Genomic DNA, 14,401 nt, shown 5'->3' on the forward strand with positions numbered 1-14,401 from the left:
CTTGTCAGGCGTCGGCACCCGTGTCTCAGGCGGACGGGCGGGCGATCGCCCCGAGGAGCGCGGGTTAGGCTCGCACAATGGCTTTGTTCTCGCGCCGTCCGAAGAAGTCCGGCGACCAGACGCCCGACCCGCAACCCGACGAGTCGGCGCCCACGGAGGCTGCCGCTGCGGCGGATGCTGCCGCCGGCGCACCTGCCGCCGGCGCGCCTGCCGCGACCGAACCCGCGGGCAGTGGACCCGCGCACACGGAGCGCCCGATCGACCCTGCGGAGGCGGCATCCGTGTCCATCTCCGTCTCGTCTTACGGCGGACTCGGAGTTGTGCCCCCGGCGCCGCAGCCGTCAGCGCCTCGCGAGCCGGCGGCTGATGAGACGGTGCCGCCGGGTCCGCAGCCCCGGCTCGGAACCCGCGAGTGGATGCGCACCGCGCCGGAGGCGACCGAGACCGTCCCGGGGCTGCGCGACAACGCGCTGCTGCGCGCGGCCCTCGGCCGCGTCGGAGACGGGCCCGCCGCGCAGACGCTGCTCGACGTCACGCGCCAGCTGCTGCAGGGGCACGTGTTCCTGCGGGTGAAGGGAGACGCGCGCACCCTGCTCGCCGAGGGCAAGGGACTGCCGCTGGCCGTCGCCAACTCGGGCGACCGCACCTTCGCGCTCGTGTACTCGAGTGGCGCCGCGCTGCAGGCGAGTCTCAGGGCCGACGGCGATACCGGCACGTCGGCCATGGGGCAGCCGGTGCTGACCGTGCTGCGACACGTGTTCGCGAGCGCGTACGACGGGATCATCGTCGACCCGGCGTCGGCGCCGTCGCGCGCCGTCCTTCCCAAGGAGCTGCTGCAGCGCGCGGTCGACGAGGCGGATCCCCAGCTCACCGTGAAGACGCTGCTGGCCGCCGAGCGCACCGACGACATCGCGGGCAAGGTGGCGGAGGCGCTCACCCGCGTTCCGCTCTGGGTGGCCGTCGGCAAGTCCGAAGGGGGAGTGCCGGGCCTGGCCGAGAGCCGCGGAACCGACGGCACGCGATTCATCGAGGTCTACTCGCACCCGCTCGAGGTCGCCGTCATGGGGCGCAGCGACAACGCCGCACCCATCACCGGCGCACAGCTGGGCCGCGCCCTGCGGTCGGACGAGGCGATCACGGGCCTGGTCATCGACCCGGCAGGGCCGTGGATCCGCCTCACGCGCGAGGACCTCGCTCCTCTTCTGGCCCTGGCGGCGGAGGGCTGACCCGCGGGCGAGGTGGTCCTCGCGGGGTGACGGATGTCGCCCCTCCCCGATAGCGTCTGATCCATGGCGTCCCCGCGCATCACCCTGACCGTGCCCGGCCCCGACGGCGATCGCGAGGTGGGCATCTCGAACCCCGATCGCGTGATCTGGCCGGAGCTCGGCATCACGAAGCGCGAGCTCGCCGAATACCTCATCGCGGTGTCCGGCCCGTTCCTCGCGGCGAACGGCGATCGGCCGGTGTCGCTGGAGCGGTTCCCCGACGGCGTCGACGGCGAGCGGTTCTATTCGAAGAACCCGCCGAAGGGCGCTCCGCCGTTCGTCGAATCCCAGACGGTGACCTACAACAGCGGGCGGCGGCATCCGCAGATCATCCTCACCGAGATCGCCGCGGCCGTGTGGGCCGTGCAGATGAACACGATCGTCTTCCACCCGTGGGCTTCGCTGACGGGCAACACCGATAACCCGGTGGAGCTGCGCATAGACCTCGACCCGCAGCCGGGAACGGACTTCAGGGATGCTGCCGCCGTCGCCCCGGCGATGCGCGACGTTCTCGCCGAGGCGGGTCTCACGGCGTTTCTGAAGACGAGCGGCAATCGCGGCATCCATGTCTTCTGTCCCATCGAGCCGGAGTGGGAGTTCCTCGACGTGCGTCATGCCGTCATCGCTGCGGGGCGCGAGCTCGAGCGACGGCAGCCCGACAAGGTGACGATGAACTGGTGGAAGGAGGAGCGGGGCGAGCGCATCTTCATCGACTTCAACCAGGCCAACCGCGACCGCACGATGGCCGGAGCCTACAGTCCGCGTGCGCTGCCGGGCGCCACCGTCTCGACGCCGCTGACGTGGGACGAGCTCGCGGCCGGCGTCGACCCGGCCGCGTTCACGGTGCGCACCGTGCCTCAGCGGCTCGCCGACGTGGGCGACCCCTGGGCCGATCTGCTCGCCCAGCGCGGGCGCATCGACACCCTGCTGGAGTGGTGGCGGCGCGACCTCGAAGACGGGCTCGGAGAGCTGCCGTTTCCGCCCGACTTCCCCAAGATGCCGGGCGAGCCGCCGCGCGTGCAGCCGAGCCGCATCAACCCCGAGAACTGGCCCAAGCCCGAGGCCTGAGCGCGTTTCAGACCAGGACGTCTGCGAGGTCGTAGGCGGCGACGACCTCGAGCTGCTCGTAGGTGCACGAGCGCGGGTCGCGGTCGGGGCGCCACCGCTCGAACTGCACCGTGTGGCGGAAGCGCCAGCCTTCGAGCTGGTCGTACCTCACTTCGAGCACGCGCTCGGGGCGCAGCTTCACGAACGAGGAGTCCGCGCGGCCGGACTGGAACCGAGACGGCTCACCCTCACCGCGCAGCACCTCGCCGCCGGCATCGCGCTGCACGAGGGGCGCGAGCTCGTCGATGAGCTCCAGCCGCTTGGCGTTGCTCCAGGCCGCCACGCCGCCCACCGGATAGAGGGTGCCGTCCTCGCCGTACAGGCCGACCAGCAGTGATCCGACGCCCGCGCCCGACTTGTGGATGCGGTAGCCCAGCGCCACGACGTCGGCCGTCCGGGCGTGCTTGATCTTGAACATCGTGCGCTTGTTCGGCGCATACGGCTGCTCGAGCGGCTTGGCGACGACACCGTCGAGCCCGGCGCCCTCGAACTCTGCGAGCCAGCGGCGGGCGAGGTCGGCGTCGTCGGTCGTGCGGGTGACGTGGACCGGGTCGGGCACATCGCGCAGCAGCTCGACGAGTGCCGCACGCCGCACCCCGAACGGCTCGTTCTGCAGGTCGCGGTCGCCGACGGCGAGCAGGTCGAAAGCGATGAACATGGCGGGCGTCTGCTCGGCGAGCATGTTGACCCGGGATGCCGCGGGGTGGATGCGCTGCGACAGCGACTCCCAGTCCAGCCGTCGCCGCCCGCCGCGGTCGATCGGCACGACGATCTCGCCGTCGAGGAGGCAGGGCTCGGGCAGCAGGCGGGCGAACGCCTCGACCAGCTCCGGGAAGTAGCGGGTGAGGGGCTTCGCGCCCCGCGAGCCGATCTCGACGCGCTCACCGTCCCACGAGATCAGCGCGCGGAACCCGTCCCACTTGGGCTCATAGCCGAGCCCACCCGGCACCTTCGCGGGGTCGGGCACCTCGGGCACGGACTTCGCGAGCATCGGCGCGGGGATCTCGTACGGCATGCGCACCATCCTGCCGTGGTCCGCCGACACCCGCACCCGGTCAGGCGGCGACGACGCCCCGCGGGCGCGTCCGGGCGATCGCGGTCCGGAACCATTCCCCGAGCCGCCGCCCGTGGGGCCGCGCGAGGGTCGCGCCGTGCTCCCGGTGCGAGCGCATGAGCTCGATCTCGCGAACGAGGTCGGCTTCGCGCTGCCGGGCGACGATGGTGCCGACGAAGGTCAGGTCGTTCATGGGTGTCTCCTGTCTCGGGCGGAACCGGGCGGTTCCGATCTGCTGACAGGTACGACGTTCCTCGCTAAGGCGGGCGCTCCTCATCGGGCGATCGCCGTGTCTTGGGGCGCCCGGGTACCTTAGGCGGCCGGCCACCGCCTTAGGCGGGATGCGAACCAGACCCGGCTCAGAGCCCCCGCTCGACCCCGCTTCATTCCGGCAGAGGTCGCTTCGGCCGCGCCCAGCGCGCCGGCAGATCCGGCCCGTCCCACACCTGCACCGCCCCCCACGCGGCGGCCGCGATCGGCACCGCCAGAACGGCCCCGACGATGCCGCCCAGCACGGTTCCGATGGTCAGAGCGACCAGGATGACGAAGGCGTGCAGCTTCATCGACCGGCCCATGAGGAACGGCTGGAGGAAGTTGCCCTCCAGCTGGTTCACCAGCACGACCACTCCGACGACCAGCAGCGCGTTGACCCAGCCGTTGGCCACCAGGGCGACGAGCGCGGCGATGATGCCGGCGACCGTGGCTCCCACGATGGGGATGAACGCCAGCAGGAAGGTCAGCACCGCCAGCGGGATCGCCAGCGGCACGCCGAGGATCAGGAGGCCGATGAGGATTCCGACGGCGTCCACGAGGGCGACGGTCGCGGTTCCGCGCATGTACGAGCCCAGCACGCCGACCGTCTTGTCGCCGATCCGGCGGGCTCGCGAGTAGTCGCTTCCGCGGAAGGGGCGCAGCAGGAACTCCCACATCTGCGGCCCGTCCTTCAGGAAGAAGAAGAGGATCGTCACCATCAGCACGAATCCGGTGACGAAGTTGGCCACCGCGCTCACCCCGCGAAGCGCCCCGGAGCCGAATTGGGAGCTCGTGACGAAGTCGGTCACCGAGGCGAGCCACTCGTCCAGCTGGTCCTGGGACGGGGCGAAGGGCAGCGTCTGCACCCACGAGATCACCGCCTGGCCGCCGTCGACCGCCTGCGCGGACAGCTCGTCCCACTGGTCGCGCACGGCCCACACGATGAGCCAGCCGACCGCGGCCAGCAGCGCGGTGATGGTGAACAGCGTGATGAGCGTCGCGAGCAGCGGGGGCACCCCGCGCCGCCGCATCCATCCCATCACCGGCGCGAAGGCGCACGCGAGGATCAGCGCGATCGTCAGGGGGATGGTCACCAGTGTCAGGTACTGGATCGCGAAGACGATCCCGGCGGCCACCACCACCACGATGATGATCTGGATGGCGCGGATGCCGAGCCTGCCGAACCCGTCGGCCCACAGGCTCCACGGCGCCCGCGTCGCCACCGGCTCGACGTCGTGCGATTCGATGACCACGCGCTGAGGATCGTTCCCGAACAGTCCCATGCGCCCGAGGCTAGGGGGCCACGGCGCCGAATCGCGGCGGGTTGCGCGACGGCCTCGCTCGGGCTACGCGAACGCGCTCATCCCGGTGATGTCCCGACCGATGAGCAGCGCCTGCACGCTCTCGGTGCCCTCGTAGGTGTGGATAGCCTCGATGTCGGCCATGTGCTGCATGACCCCGTACTCGAGCAGGATGCCGTTGCCGCCGAGCATGTCGCGGGCGGTCGAGGCGATGCGGCGCGCGGCGCGGGTGTTGTGGTACTTCGCCAGCGACGCCTGCGTGGGGCGGAGCTCGCCGCGCTCCTCGAGGTCGGCCATCCACCGGCAGTAGAGCTGCATCGCGGTGAGCTCCTCGAGCATGTTCGCGAGCCGCTCCTGCACCATCTGGAACTTCGCGAGCGGCTTGCCGAACTGGATGCGCTGCTGCGAGTAGGCGAGCGCCGCCTCGAAGCAGGCGGTGGCATGGCCGAGGGCCGACCATGCGACGCCCGACCGGGTCGAGTAGAGCACGACCGAGGCGTCCTTGAAGCTCTTCGTGCCGGGAAGCACCGCGTCGGACGGGACCTTCACCCCGTCGAGGACGATATGAGCCTGGTGGATGCCGCGCAGCGACGCTTTGCGGGCGATCACCGTGCCCGTGTAGCCCGGGGTCTCCTGTTCGACGAGGAAGCAGCGCACCGCGCCGTGATGCTCGTCACCGGGGCGGTCCACGCGTGCCCACACGAACGTGATGCCGCCCGAGGCGCCGTTGCCGATCCACTTCTTGGTGCCGTCGATCACCCACCCGCCGGTCGCTGAGCCTGTCGAAGGCTCCCAGCGGGCGACGGTCTCGAGGGAGACCGAGTCCGATCCGTGGTCGGGTTCGGTGAGGGCGAAGGATGCTGCGACCTCGCCGCGCGCGACGGGCACCAGCCACCGCGCCTGCTGCTCGTCGCTGCCGAACAGCGCCAGCGTGCGCAGCGCCAGGCCGCCCTGCACCGCGAGCACGGTGCCGAGGGATCCGTCGCCGCGGGAGATCTCCATGTTCACGAGGCCGGCGGCGAGCGGCGAGAACGGGGTGAGCTGCGGGTGGACGATGCCGTCGTTGAAGAGGTCGAGCTCGCCGGCGCGCATGGCGATGTCGAGCGGATACCCGCCGGTGTCCCACGCGTCCTGCATGCGCGTGCCGACCTCGTCGATGTACGCCTGCGCACGCTCCCACGCCTCACGGTCGGCCGCCGGGATGTCGGCGAACACGGCGTAGTAGTCGGTGCCGCGGCGGGTGGTGACGTCGTAAGCCTCGACGCGCTGGCCGGGGCGGGGCTCGAAGTCGGTCACGATCAGGACTCCTGAGGCATGGGGCGGGTGGTGCGGGATCCTGAACCGGCTGGAACTGAATCCCACCGCCCATAGTACTCAGTGTCATGTACCGCGCACGGCATGCTCGTGAGCAGGCTTGCGAGCGTGTGTCAAGCACTAGGCGTGGGCGCGCGCGGATTCCTAGCCTGAGGCCATGGCACTGAACGAGCTCTGGCTCGCACGACACGGCGAGAGCATCGGCAACGTGGCGGCGACGCGGGCGGAGGTCGAAGGCCTCGACGTCATCCCGCTCGATCCCCGCGACGCCGACGTTCCGCTCTCCGATACCGGCCGCGACCAGGCGGCAGCCCTCGGGGAGTGGCTGGCCGCGCACCTCGACGAGATCGACGGCTTCTGGGTCTCGCCCTACGTGCGAGCCCGCGAGACGCTGACCCTCGCGCTGGGCGAGCGTGGACAGGATGCCGCGGTCGTCGTCGACGAGCGGCTGCGCGACCGCGAGCTCGGCATCCTCGACCTGCTCACCCGGCGGGGCGTCGCCAAGCTGCATCCGGAGGAGATGGCTCGTCGCCAGCACCTCGGCAAGTTCTACCACCGGCCGCCGGGCGGGGAGTCGTGGGCCGACGTGGCCCTGCGCCTGCGGTCGTTCCTTCGCGACGTGGCGAACGGTCCCGCCGAGAGGGCGCTGCTCGTCGCGCACGACGCGGTCGTGATGCTCGTGCTTTACATCCTGCTGCCCATGGGAGAGGAAGAGCTCCTCGCCTTCGCCGCCGACCACACCGTGCTCAATGCCTCCGTGACGCGGCTCGTCCGGAGCGAGGCGGGCTGGGAGCTCGCGGTCTTCTCGGATGTGCAGCACCTCCGCCGCGAGGGCGCCGACGTCACCGCCCACCCGGGAGATCCCGATGTCGAGCCGAGTTGAGGCCGTCACCCCCGCGCTGCTGCGGGCGTGGGGCCTGCCGAGTCCCGGCGAGTCGAAGAAGGCCCGCGGCGATGTGATCGTGGTCGGCGGGTCGCGCCGGTCGCCGGGTGCGGTGCTCCTCGCCGGTGAGGCCGCTCTGCGGGTGGGCGCTGGCCGCGTCGCACTGGGTGTGCCGCGCTCGCTCGCGCCGCAGGCCGGAGTGGCACTGCCTGAGGCCGGGGTGCTCGCTCTGCCGAAGCACGCGGGGAAGGACTTCGGCAAGACCCTCGCCGAGCGGCTGGCGTCCGCTGACGCCGTGCTGGTCGGGCCGGGCTTCGACGACCCCGAGAAGACGCGTGCGACGCTGCTCGCCGTCGCGCGGACGGGAGCGCGCCGCATCGTCCTGGATGCCTTCGCGCTCGGCGTGCTGCCCGAGGTCGACCGCGCCGAGCTGGCCGACGATCTTCTCCTCAGCCCGAACAAGGACGAGGCGGGCATCCTGCTCGGGCGGCCGCTGGGCGACGACGATGCCGCCGACATCCGCGAGATCGCCCGCACGTGGCGTGCGGTCGTGAACTGCTACGGCCTGGTCGCACATCCCGACGGCCGTGCGTGGCGCGTCCCCGGCGGCGGGGGCGGGCTGGGCACGTCCGGCAGCGGAGACGTGCTGGCGGGCGCGATCGCCGGTTTCGCGGCCCGCGGCGTGGAGCCCGAGCGGGCTGCGGTGTGGGGTGCCTGGGCCCACGCCCGTGCCGGCGACCGCCTCACCGACGACCCCGGCCTCGGCTTCCTCGCCCGCGAGCTTGCGCGGGCGCTCACCCCGGCGGTGCGTGACACCCTCCGGTGAATCCGGGCAGGCGTCAGGCGGGGCCGCCGTCGAAGGCGATGAGCTGGCGCAGCTCCCCGCCCGCGGCCAGCCGGTCCATCGCCCCGTCGAGGTCGTCGAGCCGGATGCGCGACGAGACCAGGCGTTCCAGCGGGAGGCGCCCGGACCGCCAGAGTTCGACGTACCGGGGGATGTCGCGGCTCGGCACCGCGGAGCCGAGATAGCTGCCGACGATCGTGCGCGCCTCGGCGGTGAGCAGCAGCGGCGACACGCCGGCGCGGGCGTCCGGCGCCGGCAGTCCGACCGTGACCGTCGTGCCGCCGGGAGCCGTGAGCGCGACGGCCGTCTCGAAGGCTCGCGCCGCGCCTGCGGCCTCCACGACGACGGGAGCACGGATGCCGCGGTCCACGGCATCCGCCGGTGTCACGGCATCCGTCGCCCCGCAGGAGAGCGCGTAGTCGAGCTTGCCGGGAACCATGTCGACGCCGATGACCTCGTGACCGAGCGCCAGCGCGACGAGGAGTGCCGCCATGCCGACGCCGCCCAGCCCGACCACCACGACGCGTTCGCCGGGGGCCGGCCGCCCGGCATTGATGACGGCCCCGCCGCCGGTGAGCACCGCGCAGCCCAGGAGCGCCGCGATCTCGCCGGGCACGTCGGCGTCCACGGGAACGACCGACGCGCGGCTCACGACGGCGTGCGTCGCGAACGCCGAGACGCCGAGGTGGTGGTGCACCTCCTGGATCCCCGCCGCGGAACGGTGGAGACGGATGCCGCCACCCAGCAGCGTTCCCGCGTTGTTGGCCGCAGTCCCCCGTTCACACGGCAGCCGCCCGTCGGTGCGGCATCCGTCGCACTCGCCGCAGCGGGGGAGGAACGTCATCACGACACGGTCGCCGGGCGCGAGGTCGTCCACGCCCTCACCGACCTGCTCGACGATGCCCGCCGCCTCGTGGCCGAGCAGCATGGGCATCGGCCGCACGCGGTTGCCGTCCACGACGCTGAGGTCCGAGTGGCAGACGCCCGCAGCCTCGATGCGCACCAGCAGCTCGCCGGCCTGCGGCGGGTCGAGCTCGAGCTCGCCGACGGTGAAGGGCCGTGTCCGGGCGAACGGCGGCTCGGCGCCCGACACCTCGAGCACTGCTCCCGTGATCTTCATGCGGTTCAGCCGGCCGTCGCGCGACGACGGAGCCGCGCCCGGCGGATCCACTTCTCGAGTTCGATGAACACCGGCACGAGGAGCGCCAGTCCGAGGGCGGTGACCCATTCGCCGCCCGACAGGCTGGTGGTGCCGATGAGCCGCTGCATGAACCCGACCTCCACGGCGGCGACGGTGAGCACGAGCGGGATCGAGAGCCACTTCACCGCGTCGAGGATCGGCGCCGCGAGGCCCGACTCGGGGTCGCGCCGCATGACGAGGCCGCCGAAGATCGAGCCGAGCGCACAGACGACGAACGCCATGGTGACCGGCACGTTGGGCTTGGTCGAGCTCAGGAGGTCGGGATAGATGAGCAGCGGAACCAGGGTGGTGATGAAGATCAGCCCGCCGTAGATGAACCAGAGGGTCACGGCGCCGGGGTTGGCGATCGTCTTCTTCGGGTCGCGCGGCGGCTTCAGCATGATGCCGTCGGGCACCGGGTCGAGCAGGATCACGATCACCGGGAAGATCGCGACGAAGAAGTTCAGGAACAGCACCATGATGGGCGTCAGAGGCACGCCGTCGTTGATGTCGAAGATGCTCGCGACGAGGAACAGCAGCACGAGGGAGAACAGCTGCGACATCTGGAAGCGCACGTAGCTGACGATCTTCTCGTAGATCGCGCGTCCGAGCCGGACGGCGGTCACGAGGGTGCCGAAGTTGTCGTCGACGAGGATCATCTTCCCCGCCTGCTTCGTCACATCGCTGCCGGAGCCCATCGCAACGCCGATGTCGGCCTGCTTGAGGGCCGCGGCGTCGTTCACGGCATCGCCGGTCATCGCGACGACGGCGCCCTGCTCCTGCATGAGCCGGGCGAGGCGCAGCTTGTCTTCCGGGGTGACGCGGCCGAACATGTGCAGGCGCGGGAGCGCCGCCTTCACCTCGTCGTCGCTCATCGCCTGGATGTCGGCGCCGCTGGCAGCGCCTTCGCCGAGGCCGAGCTTCGCGCCGATCGCGGCGGCCGTGATGGCGTGGTCACCCGTGATCATGCGCACCTCGATGCCCGCGTCGCGCGCGATGCGCACGGCCTCCTTCGAGGAGGGCCGGAGCGGGTCGATGATGCCGACGAGTCCGACGAAGGTGAGGTCTGCGACAGCCGCCATCGGGTCATCGGCGACGGGCGCGTTCGCGTCGTAGCGACGGAAGGCGAACGCGAGCACGCGCAGGCCCTGCTCCGAGAGCGAGCGGTTGGCCTCGAGGATCGCATCCCGGCGGTCGGCGATGGGCACGACGCCGTCCATCGTCGCCACGCTGCTGCAGCGGTCGAGCACGACGTCTGGGCCGCCCTTGACGTAGCCGACCAGCGTCTCCACGCCCTCCACCGGGATCCGGTGGAAGGTCGCCATGAACTTGTAGGCGGAGTCGAAGGGGACCTCCGCGATGCGGGGGAGCTTGGCGCGCGTGAGCTCCGCGTCCGCGCCGAGCTTGGCGGCGAGCACGACCAGCGCGGCCTCCGTCGGGTCGCCGATGACGACGCCGTCGTCCGACACCGTGGCGTCGCTGCAGAGGGTGAGCCCGAGCGCCAGCTGGTGGAACTGCGGCACCGGCAGACCGGCGACGTGGCGCACCTCGCCGGTCTTCTCGTATCCGCTGCCGGCCACCGCGAACCACTCGCCGCGGTAGTACAGCGACTCGACCGTCATCTCGTTCATCGTGAGCGTGCCGGTCTTGTCGGAGTTGATGGCGCTCGTCGCGCCCAGCGTCTCGACATCCGTCAGGTTCTTCACCACGGCCTTGTGCTCGGCCAGCTGCCGCGAGCCGTACGAGAGCATCGCCTGCACGAACGAGGGCATGCCGGTCGGGATGGCCGAGATCGCCATCGAGATGCCGAGCAGGATCACCGACGCGATCTCCTGGCCGCGCAGGAGGCCCGTCACGATGATCACGGCGACTGCGCCCCAGGCGATCCAGCCGAGGACGCCGGTGAGGGAGTCGAGCTCGCGCTGCAGCGGCGACTTGGCCGGCTTGACGGCGGAGAGCATCGAGGCGATCTGCCCCATCTGCGTCTGCATGCCGGTGTCGGTGATGACGACCGTCGCCGTTCCGCGCGTGACCTGCGTGTTCTGGAAGACCATGTCGGTGCGGTCGCCGAGGGTCGTCTCGGGATCGGCGAGGGTGCCGGCGTCCTTCGGAATGGGCGCGCTCTCGCCCGTGAGGGCCGCCTCCTGCGTCTCGAGCGTCGCGGAGCGCACGATGCGCCCGTCGGCCGGAACGAGGTCGCCTGCCTCGAGGTTGACGATGTCGCCCGGCACGAGCGTGGTCGCGTCGATCTGCACGAGCGTGCCGTCGCGAACGACCTTGGCCTGGGGGATCTGCATCTTGGAGAGGGCGTCGACGGATGCCTTCGCCTTGAGTTCCTGCCGGGTGCCGAGCACGATGTTCAGCACGACCAGGGCGCCGACGAGGATGCCGACGCTCACCTGGTTGATGAAGAGGCTGATGATCGCCACCGCCACGAGCATGATGTTCATGGGGTCGGCCAGTTGCTGGAGAGCGACCTGCCAGGTCGAGGGCGGCTTCTCGGCGGCGATCGCATTGGGACCGCGCTCCGAGAGGCGCTGTGCGGCGTCGGCCGCGGTCAGCCCGCGGTCGCGGTCGCTGCCCAGAGCGGCGACGACGGCATCGGCATCCTGTGTGAACCAGGGGGAGTTCGCGGGGGTGTCGGCGAAGGTGTCCACGGCGCTCATGGGTTGAACATACCGCCGGGTCGCGCCGCTGCCGCAAGGAAATCCTTCGGCGCGCCGAGGTCAGTCGTCGAGGCGCTCGCGCAGTCGGCGGGCGACTTCGGCGGTGGGCATCGCGCGGGGGAAGACCGCCACGACGACCTGGTCGGCAGCGGGATCGCCCTCGCCGTCAGGGAGCACGCCGAAACGGCGACGGACGTCGTCGAGCGCGACCCGCAGCACCGACACCGGAACCTTCTTGGGCCCGCGGATGAGGCGACGGAGCACGTGGTTGTGGACCGCGGTGACGACGGCGGAGAACCCGACCGCGTCGAGCGGGTCGAGGCCGGGCAGGGACGCCCGAAGGTACTCGTCGAACAGGCGCTCGTACCGGAACACGGTCACGATCTCGCGGTCGCGCAGCGCGGGCACCCCGCGCACGACGCCGTAGCGCCGGCGGGCGAGTTCGGGGTCGGCCGCGAAGTGGGAGTAGACGAGAAGGGATGCCTCGCACACGGCCGCCCACGGATCGCGATGCGGCTGCCCCAGGAACTCGCGGAGCCGGTCGAGCAGCACCTCGTGGTCGGTGAAGACGACGTCGTCCTTGCCGCCGAACTGCCGGAAGAAGGTCGAGCGCGAGACGCCGGCGGCCTGCGCGATCTGCTCCACCGAGGTCTGGTCGAATCCCTGCTCGGCGAACAGCTCGAGGGCGGCCGCGACGACGGCGGCGCGGGAGGCGGCCTGAGCGGCGGAGGTGGCGGTGTCGGACATCTCGGGGGAGAGCCTAGTCCGCGCGACCGCGCGGCGCGGGCATAAGTGGGCGCGCCGCACCCGCGCCGCACCCGCGCCGCACCGGCGCCGTGGCGGCGTCGCCCCCGCATGGTGTCAAGCGGGTCGACAGCGCCGCGCCTGGCGGGTTCACTGGGGTGATGACGCCGATCTGGAAGCTGGGGGCGGAGCCGGTCGTCGGGAGCCCGTTCGAACCCGGATGTCGTCGCGACGTGCTGGTCGTGGGTGCGGGGCTCACGGGTCTCGCCACCGCGCTGATGCTGCGTCGCGAAGGACTGGATGTCGCGATCGTCGAGGCCGGCGAGGTCGCAGGCCGTGCGTCCGGGGCGAACACCGGCAAGCTGACGGTGCTGCAGGGCGCGGTGCTCTCGTCGCTTCGTCGCCACCATTCGGCCCCGCTGACGCGTGCGTACGCGGAGGCGAACCTCGAGGGCATGGAGTGGCTGACCGCGACGGCGGAAGAGCTCGGGGTGCCGTTCTCGCGCCGCGCGGCCTATTCGTACGCGCAGACGCCCGGTGGCGTGGACGACATCGACGCCGAGCTGCGGGCGGCGCTGGAGGCGGGACTGCACGTGCGGCGCGTCGAGCCCGATCAGCTCGCGCAGTCGCCGTTCCCGATCGTCGACGCCGTCGCCCTCGACGGTCAGGTGGCGATCGATCCCCAGCGCATCGCCGTCGCGCTCGCGCAGGCGTTCCTGCGGGAAGGAGGTGTGCTCCACACCGGTGTGCGCGTCACCCGCGTGCACGCGGTTCCCACGGCGGCCGTGGAGACGACGGCCGGCTACGCGTCCGCCGGTCAGGTGGTGCTGGCGACCGCGATGCCCATCACCGATCGTGGCCTGTACTTCACGAAGGTGCGGGGGTTGCGGTCGTCGTGCGTGGCCTTCACGACCGACGGGCCGCTGCCGGAAGGGCTGTATCTGGCCGTCGACGGCGAGACGAAGTCGGTGCGCTCCGTCACGCCCGCGGACGGTCCGGCCGACGCCGCGCAGCTGATCGTCGCGGGGAACGGCTTCCCGGTGGGGCGTGCAGCCTCCCCCCGTGCGGCGGTCAACGGGCTCGTGTCGTGGACACGGCATCACTTCCCCGGAGCGGAGCCCGTGGCATGGTGGTCGGCCCAGGACTACGAGTCGCACGATCTCATGCCGTTCGTCGGCGCGATGCCGCGAGGGCTGGGCCGCATCCGGTTCGCCACCGGCTACGCCAAGTGGGGGCTCTCCAACGCGCCCGCCGCCGCGCTGCGGCTCACTGCCGAGATCACGCGCGTGCCCCGGCGCCTGCGCCCCGACTGGATGAACGTCATCTCGACCCGCTTCACCGTGCCCGCCGACCTCGCGCGCGGCGGCGTCGAGAACTTCCGAGTCGGCTGGGAGGCGGCATCCGGATGGATCGGCGCGCAAGCCGTTCCCACCCCGGTGCCCCGCCCCGTGGAAGGAGAGGGCGTCGTCGCGAGCCGCGGCGGGCATCCCGTGGGGATCTCGACGGTCGAAGGCCGCACCCGTGCGGTCAGCGCCGTCTGCCCGCACCTGGGCGGCGTGCTGCGGTGGAACGACGCCGAACTCACCTGGGACTGCCCCCTGCACGCGTCGCGGTTCACCGCGGACGGATGCCGCATCGAAGGTCCCGCCCTCTCCGACCTCCAGCGACTGCCGCGTGTGCCCGGCGAAGAGATCGAGCATGAGCCCGGCGCGTCGCTGCGGTCAGAACCGGACGGCGACCGGTAGTAGGCTGGGGGACTGGTCGATATCTCGACGTCGAGACGCTTTTCGC

At 71.6% G+C, this 14,401-nt stretch carries 12 protein-coding genes; 5 read left to right on the forward strand and 7 right to left on the reverse strand.

Annotation, left to right across the window (positions count from 1 at the left end):
- Nucleotides 1-77 precede the first annotated feature (77 nt).
- Both ACN9MP_RS04430 and ligD read left to right on the forward strand, forming a co-directional pair.
- Complete coding sequence (locus tag ACN9MP_RS04430) at nucleotides 78-1,226, forward strand: SseB family protein (protein WP_426324109.1); 1,149 nt, start codon at nucleotides 78-80, stop codon at nucleotides 1,224-1,226.
- A 63-nt stretch (nucleotides 1,227-1,289) separates the two neighbouring features.
- On the forward strand, nucleotides 1,290-2,333 hold the full coding sequence (ligD, locus tag ACN9MP_RS04435) for a non-homologous end-joining DNA ligase (protein ID WP_426324110.1): 1,044 nt from the start codon (nucleotides 1,290-1,292) through the stop codon (nucleotides 2,331-2,333).
- 7 nt (nucleotides 2,334-2,340) lie between these two features.
- On the opposite strand, the gene ACN9MP_RS04440 is transcribed toward ligD, so the two are convergent.
- From ACN9MP_RS04440 to ACN9MP_RS04455, 4 genes are all read right to left on the reverse strand, one after another.
- A complete protein-coding gene (locus ACN9MP_RS04440; protein WP_426324111.1) occupies nucleotides 2,341-3,387 on the reverse strand; it encodes an ATP-dependent DNA ligase in 1,047 nt (348 codons plus the stop codon).
- Between the two features lie 40 nt (nucleotides 3,388-3,427).
- Complete coding sequence (locus ACN9MP_RS04445) at nucleotides 3,428-3,619, reverse strand: hypothetical protein (RefSeq protein ID WP_426324112.1); 192 nt, start codon at nucleotides 3,617-3,619, stop codon at nucleotides 3,428-3,430.
- 190 nt (nucleotides 3,620-3,809) lie between these two features.
- Nucleotides 3,810-4,961 (reverse strand): AI-2E family transporter, encoded by a 1,152-nt coding sequence (locus tag ACN9MP_RS04450; RefSeq protein WP_426324113.1) that lies wholly within the window; start codon nucleotides 4,959-4,961, stop codon nucleotides 3,810-3,812.
- 63 nt (nucleotides 4,962-5,024) lie between these two features.
- Entirely contained in the window at nucleotides 5,025-6,275 is a 1,251-nt protein-coding gene (locus ACN9MP_RS04455; RefSeq protein WP_426324114.1) for an acyl-CoA dehydrogenase family protein, read from the reverse strand.
- A gap of 175 nt (nucleotides 6,276-6,450) precedes the next feature.
- Between ACN9MP_RS04455 and ACN9MP_RS04460 the strand changes: the two genes are divergently transcribed.
- Entirely contained in the window at nucleotides 6,451-7,176 is a 726-nt protein-coding gene (locus ACN9MP_RS04460) for a histidine phosphatase family protein (RefSeq protein WP_426324115.1), read from the forward strand.
- A complete protein-coding gene (locus ACN9MP_RS04465; RefSeq protein WP_426324116.1) occupies nucleotides 7,160-8,002 on the forward strand; it encodes an ADP-dependent NAD(P)H-hydrate dehydratase in 843 nt (280 codons plus the stop codon). The genes ACN9MP_RS04460 and ACN9MP_RS04465 overlap by 17 nt, the downstream gene beginning before the upstream one ends.
- A gap of 13 nt (nucleotides 8,003-8,015) precedes the next feature.
- On the opposite strand, the gene ACN9MP_RS04470 is transcribed toward ACN9MP_RS04465, so the two are convergent.
- From ACN9MP_RS04470 to ACN9MP_RS04480, 3 genes are read right to left on the reverse strand one after another with little or no spacing between them, the layout of a single operon-like run.
- Nucleotides 8,016-9,140 carry an alcohol dehydrogenase catalytic domain-containing protein gene (locus tag ACN9MP_RS04470; RefSeq protein WP_426324117.1) on the reverse strand — a complete coding sequence of 375 codons (1,125 nt, stop codon included), beginning with the start codon at nucleotides 9,138-9,140 and terminating at the stop codon, nucleotides 8,016-8,018.
- Nucleotides 9,141-9,145: 5 nt separating this feature from the next.
- Nucleotides 9,146-11,866, reverse strand: a complete 2,721-nt coding sequence (locus ACN9MP_RS04475) for a cation-translocating P-type ATPase (protein ID WP_426324118.1) — start codon at nucleotides 11,864-11,866, stop codon at nucleotides 9,146-9,148.
- A 60-nt stretch (nucleotides 11,867-11,926) separates the two neighbouring features.
- Nucleotides 11,927-12,613 (reverse strand): TetR family transcriptional regulator, encoded by a 687-nt coding sequence (locus ACN9MP_RS04480; protein WP_426324119.1) that lies wholly within the window; start codon nucleotides 12,611-12,613, stop codon nucleotides 11,927-11,929.
- A gap of 158 nt (nucleotides 12,614-12,771) precedes the next feature.
- Between ACN9MP_RS04480 and ACN9MP_RS04485 the strand changes: the two genes are divergently transcribed.
- Complete coding sequence (locus tag ACN9MP_RS04485; protein ID WP_426324120.1) at nucleotides 12,772-14,355, forward strand: FAD-dependent oxidoreductase; 1,584 nt, start codon at nucleotides 12,772-12,774, stop codon at nucleotides 14,353-14,355.
- Nucleotides 14,356-14,401 lie beyond the last annotated feature (46 nt).

The organism is Microbacterium sp. E-13 (assembly GCF_049912955.1).
Classification (GTDB): domain Bacteria; phylum Actinomycetota; class Actinomycetes; order Actinomycetales; family Microbacteriaceae; genus Microbacterium.

Excerpts from the sequence above, each read along its gene's own strand:
- ACN9MP_RS04430 (WP_426324109.1), top strand. The coding sequence starts at position 78 with ATGGCTTTGTTCTCGCGCCGTCCGAAGAAGTCCGGCGACCAGACGCCC.
- ligD (WP_426324110.1), top strand. The coding sequence starts at position 1,290 with ATGGCGTCCCCGCGCATCACCCTGACCGTGCCCGGCCCCGACGGCGAT.
- ACN9MP_RS04440 (WP_426324111.1), bottom strand. The coding sequence starts at position 3,387 with ATGCCGTACGAGATCCCCGCGCCGATGCTCGCGAAGTCCGTGCCCGAG.
- ACN9MP_RS04445 (WP_426324112.1), bottom strand. The coding sequence starts at position 3,619 with ATGAACGACCTGACCTTCGTCGGCACCATCGTCGCCCGGCAGCGCGAA.
- ACN9MP_RS04450 (WP_426324113.1), bottom strand. The coding sequence starts at position 4,961 with ATGGGACTGTTCGGGAACGATCCTCAGCGCGTGGTCATCGAATCGCAC.
- ACN9MP_RS04460 (WP_426324115.1), top strand. The coding sequence starts at position 6,451 with ATGGCACTGAACGAGCTCTGGCTCGCACGACACGGCGAGAGCATCGGC.
- ACN9MP_RS04465 (WP_426324116.1), top strand. The coding sequence starts at position 7,160 with ATGTCGAGCCGAGTTGAGGCCGTCACCCCCGCGCTGCTGCGGGCGTGG.
- ACN9MP_RS04470 (WP_426324117.1), bottom strand. The coding sequence starts at position 9,140 with ATGAAGATCACGGGAGCAGTGCTCGAGGTGTCGGGCGCCGAGCCGCCG.
- ACN9MP_RS04475 (WP_426324118.1), bottom strand. The coding sequence starts at position 11,866 with ATGAGCGCCGTGGACACCTTCGCCGACACCCCCGCGAACTCCCCCTGG.
- ACN9MP_RS04480 (WP_426324119.1), bottom strand. The coding sequence starts at position 12,613 with ATGTCCGACACCGCCACCTCCGCCGCTCAGGCCGCCTCCCGCGCCGCC.
- ACN9MP_RS04485 (WP_426324120.1), top strand. The coding sequence starts at position 12,772 with ATGACGCCGATCTGGAAGCTGGGGGCGGAGCCGGTCGTCGGGAGCCCG.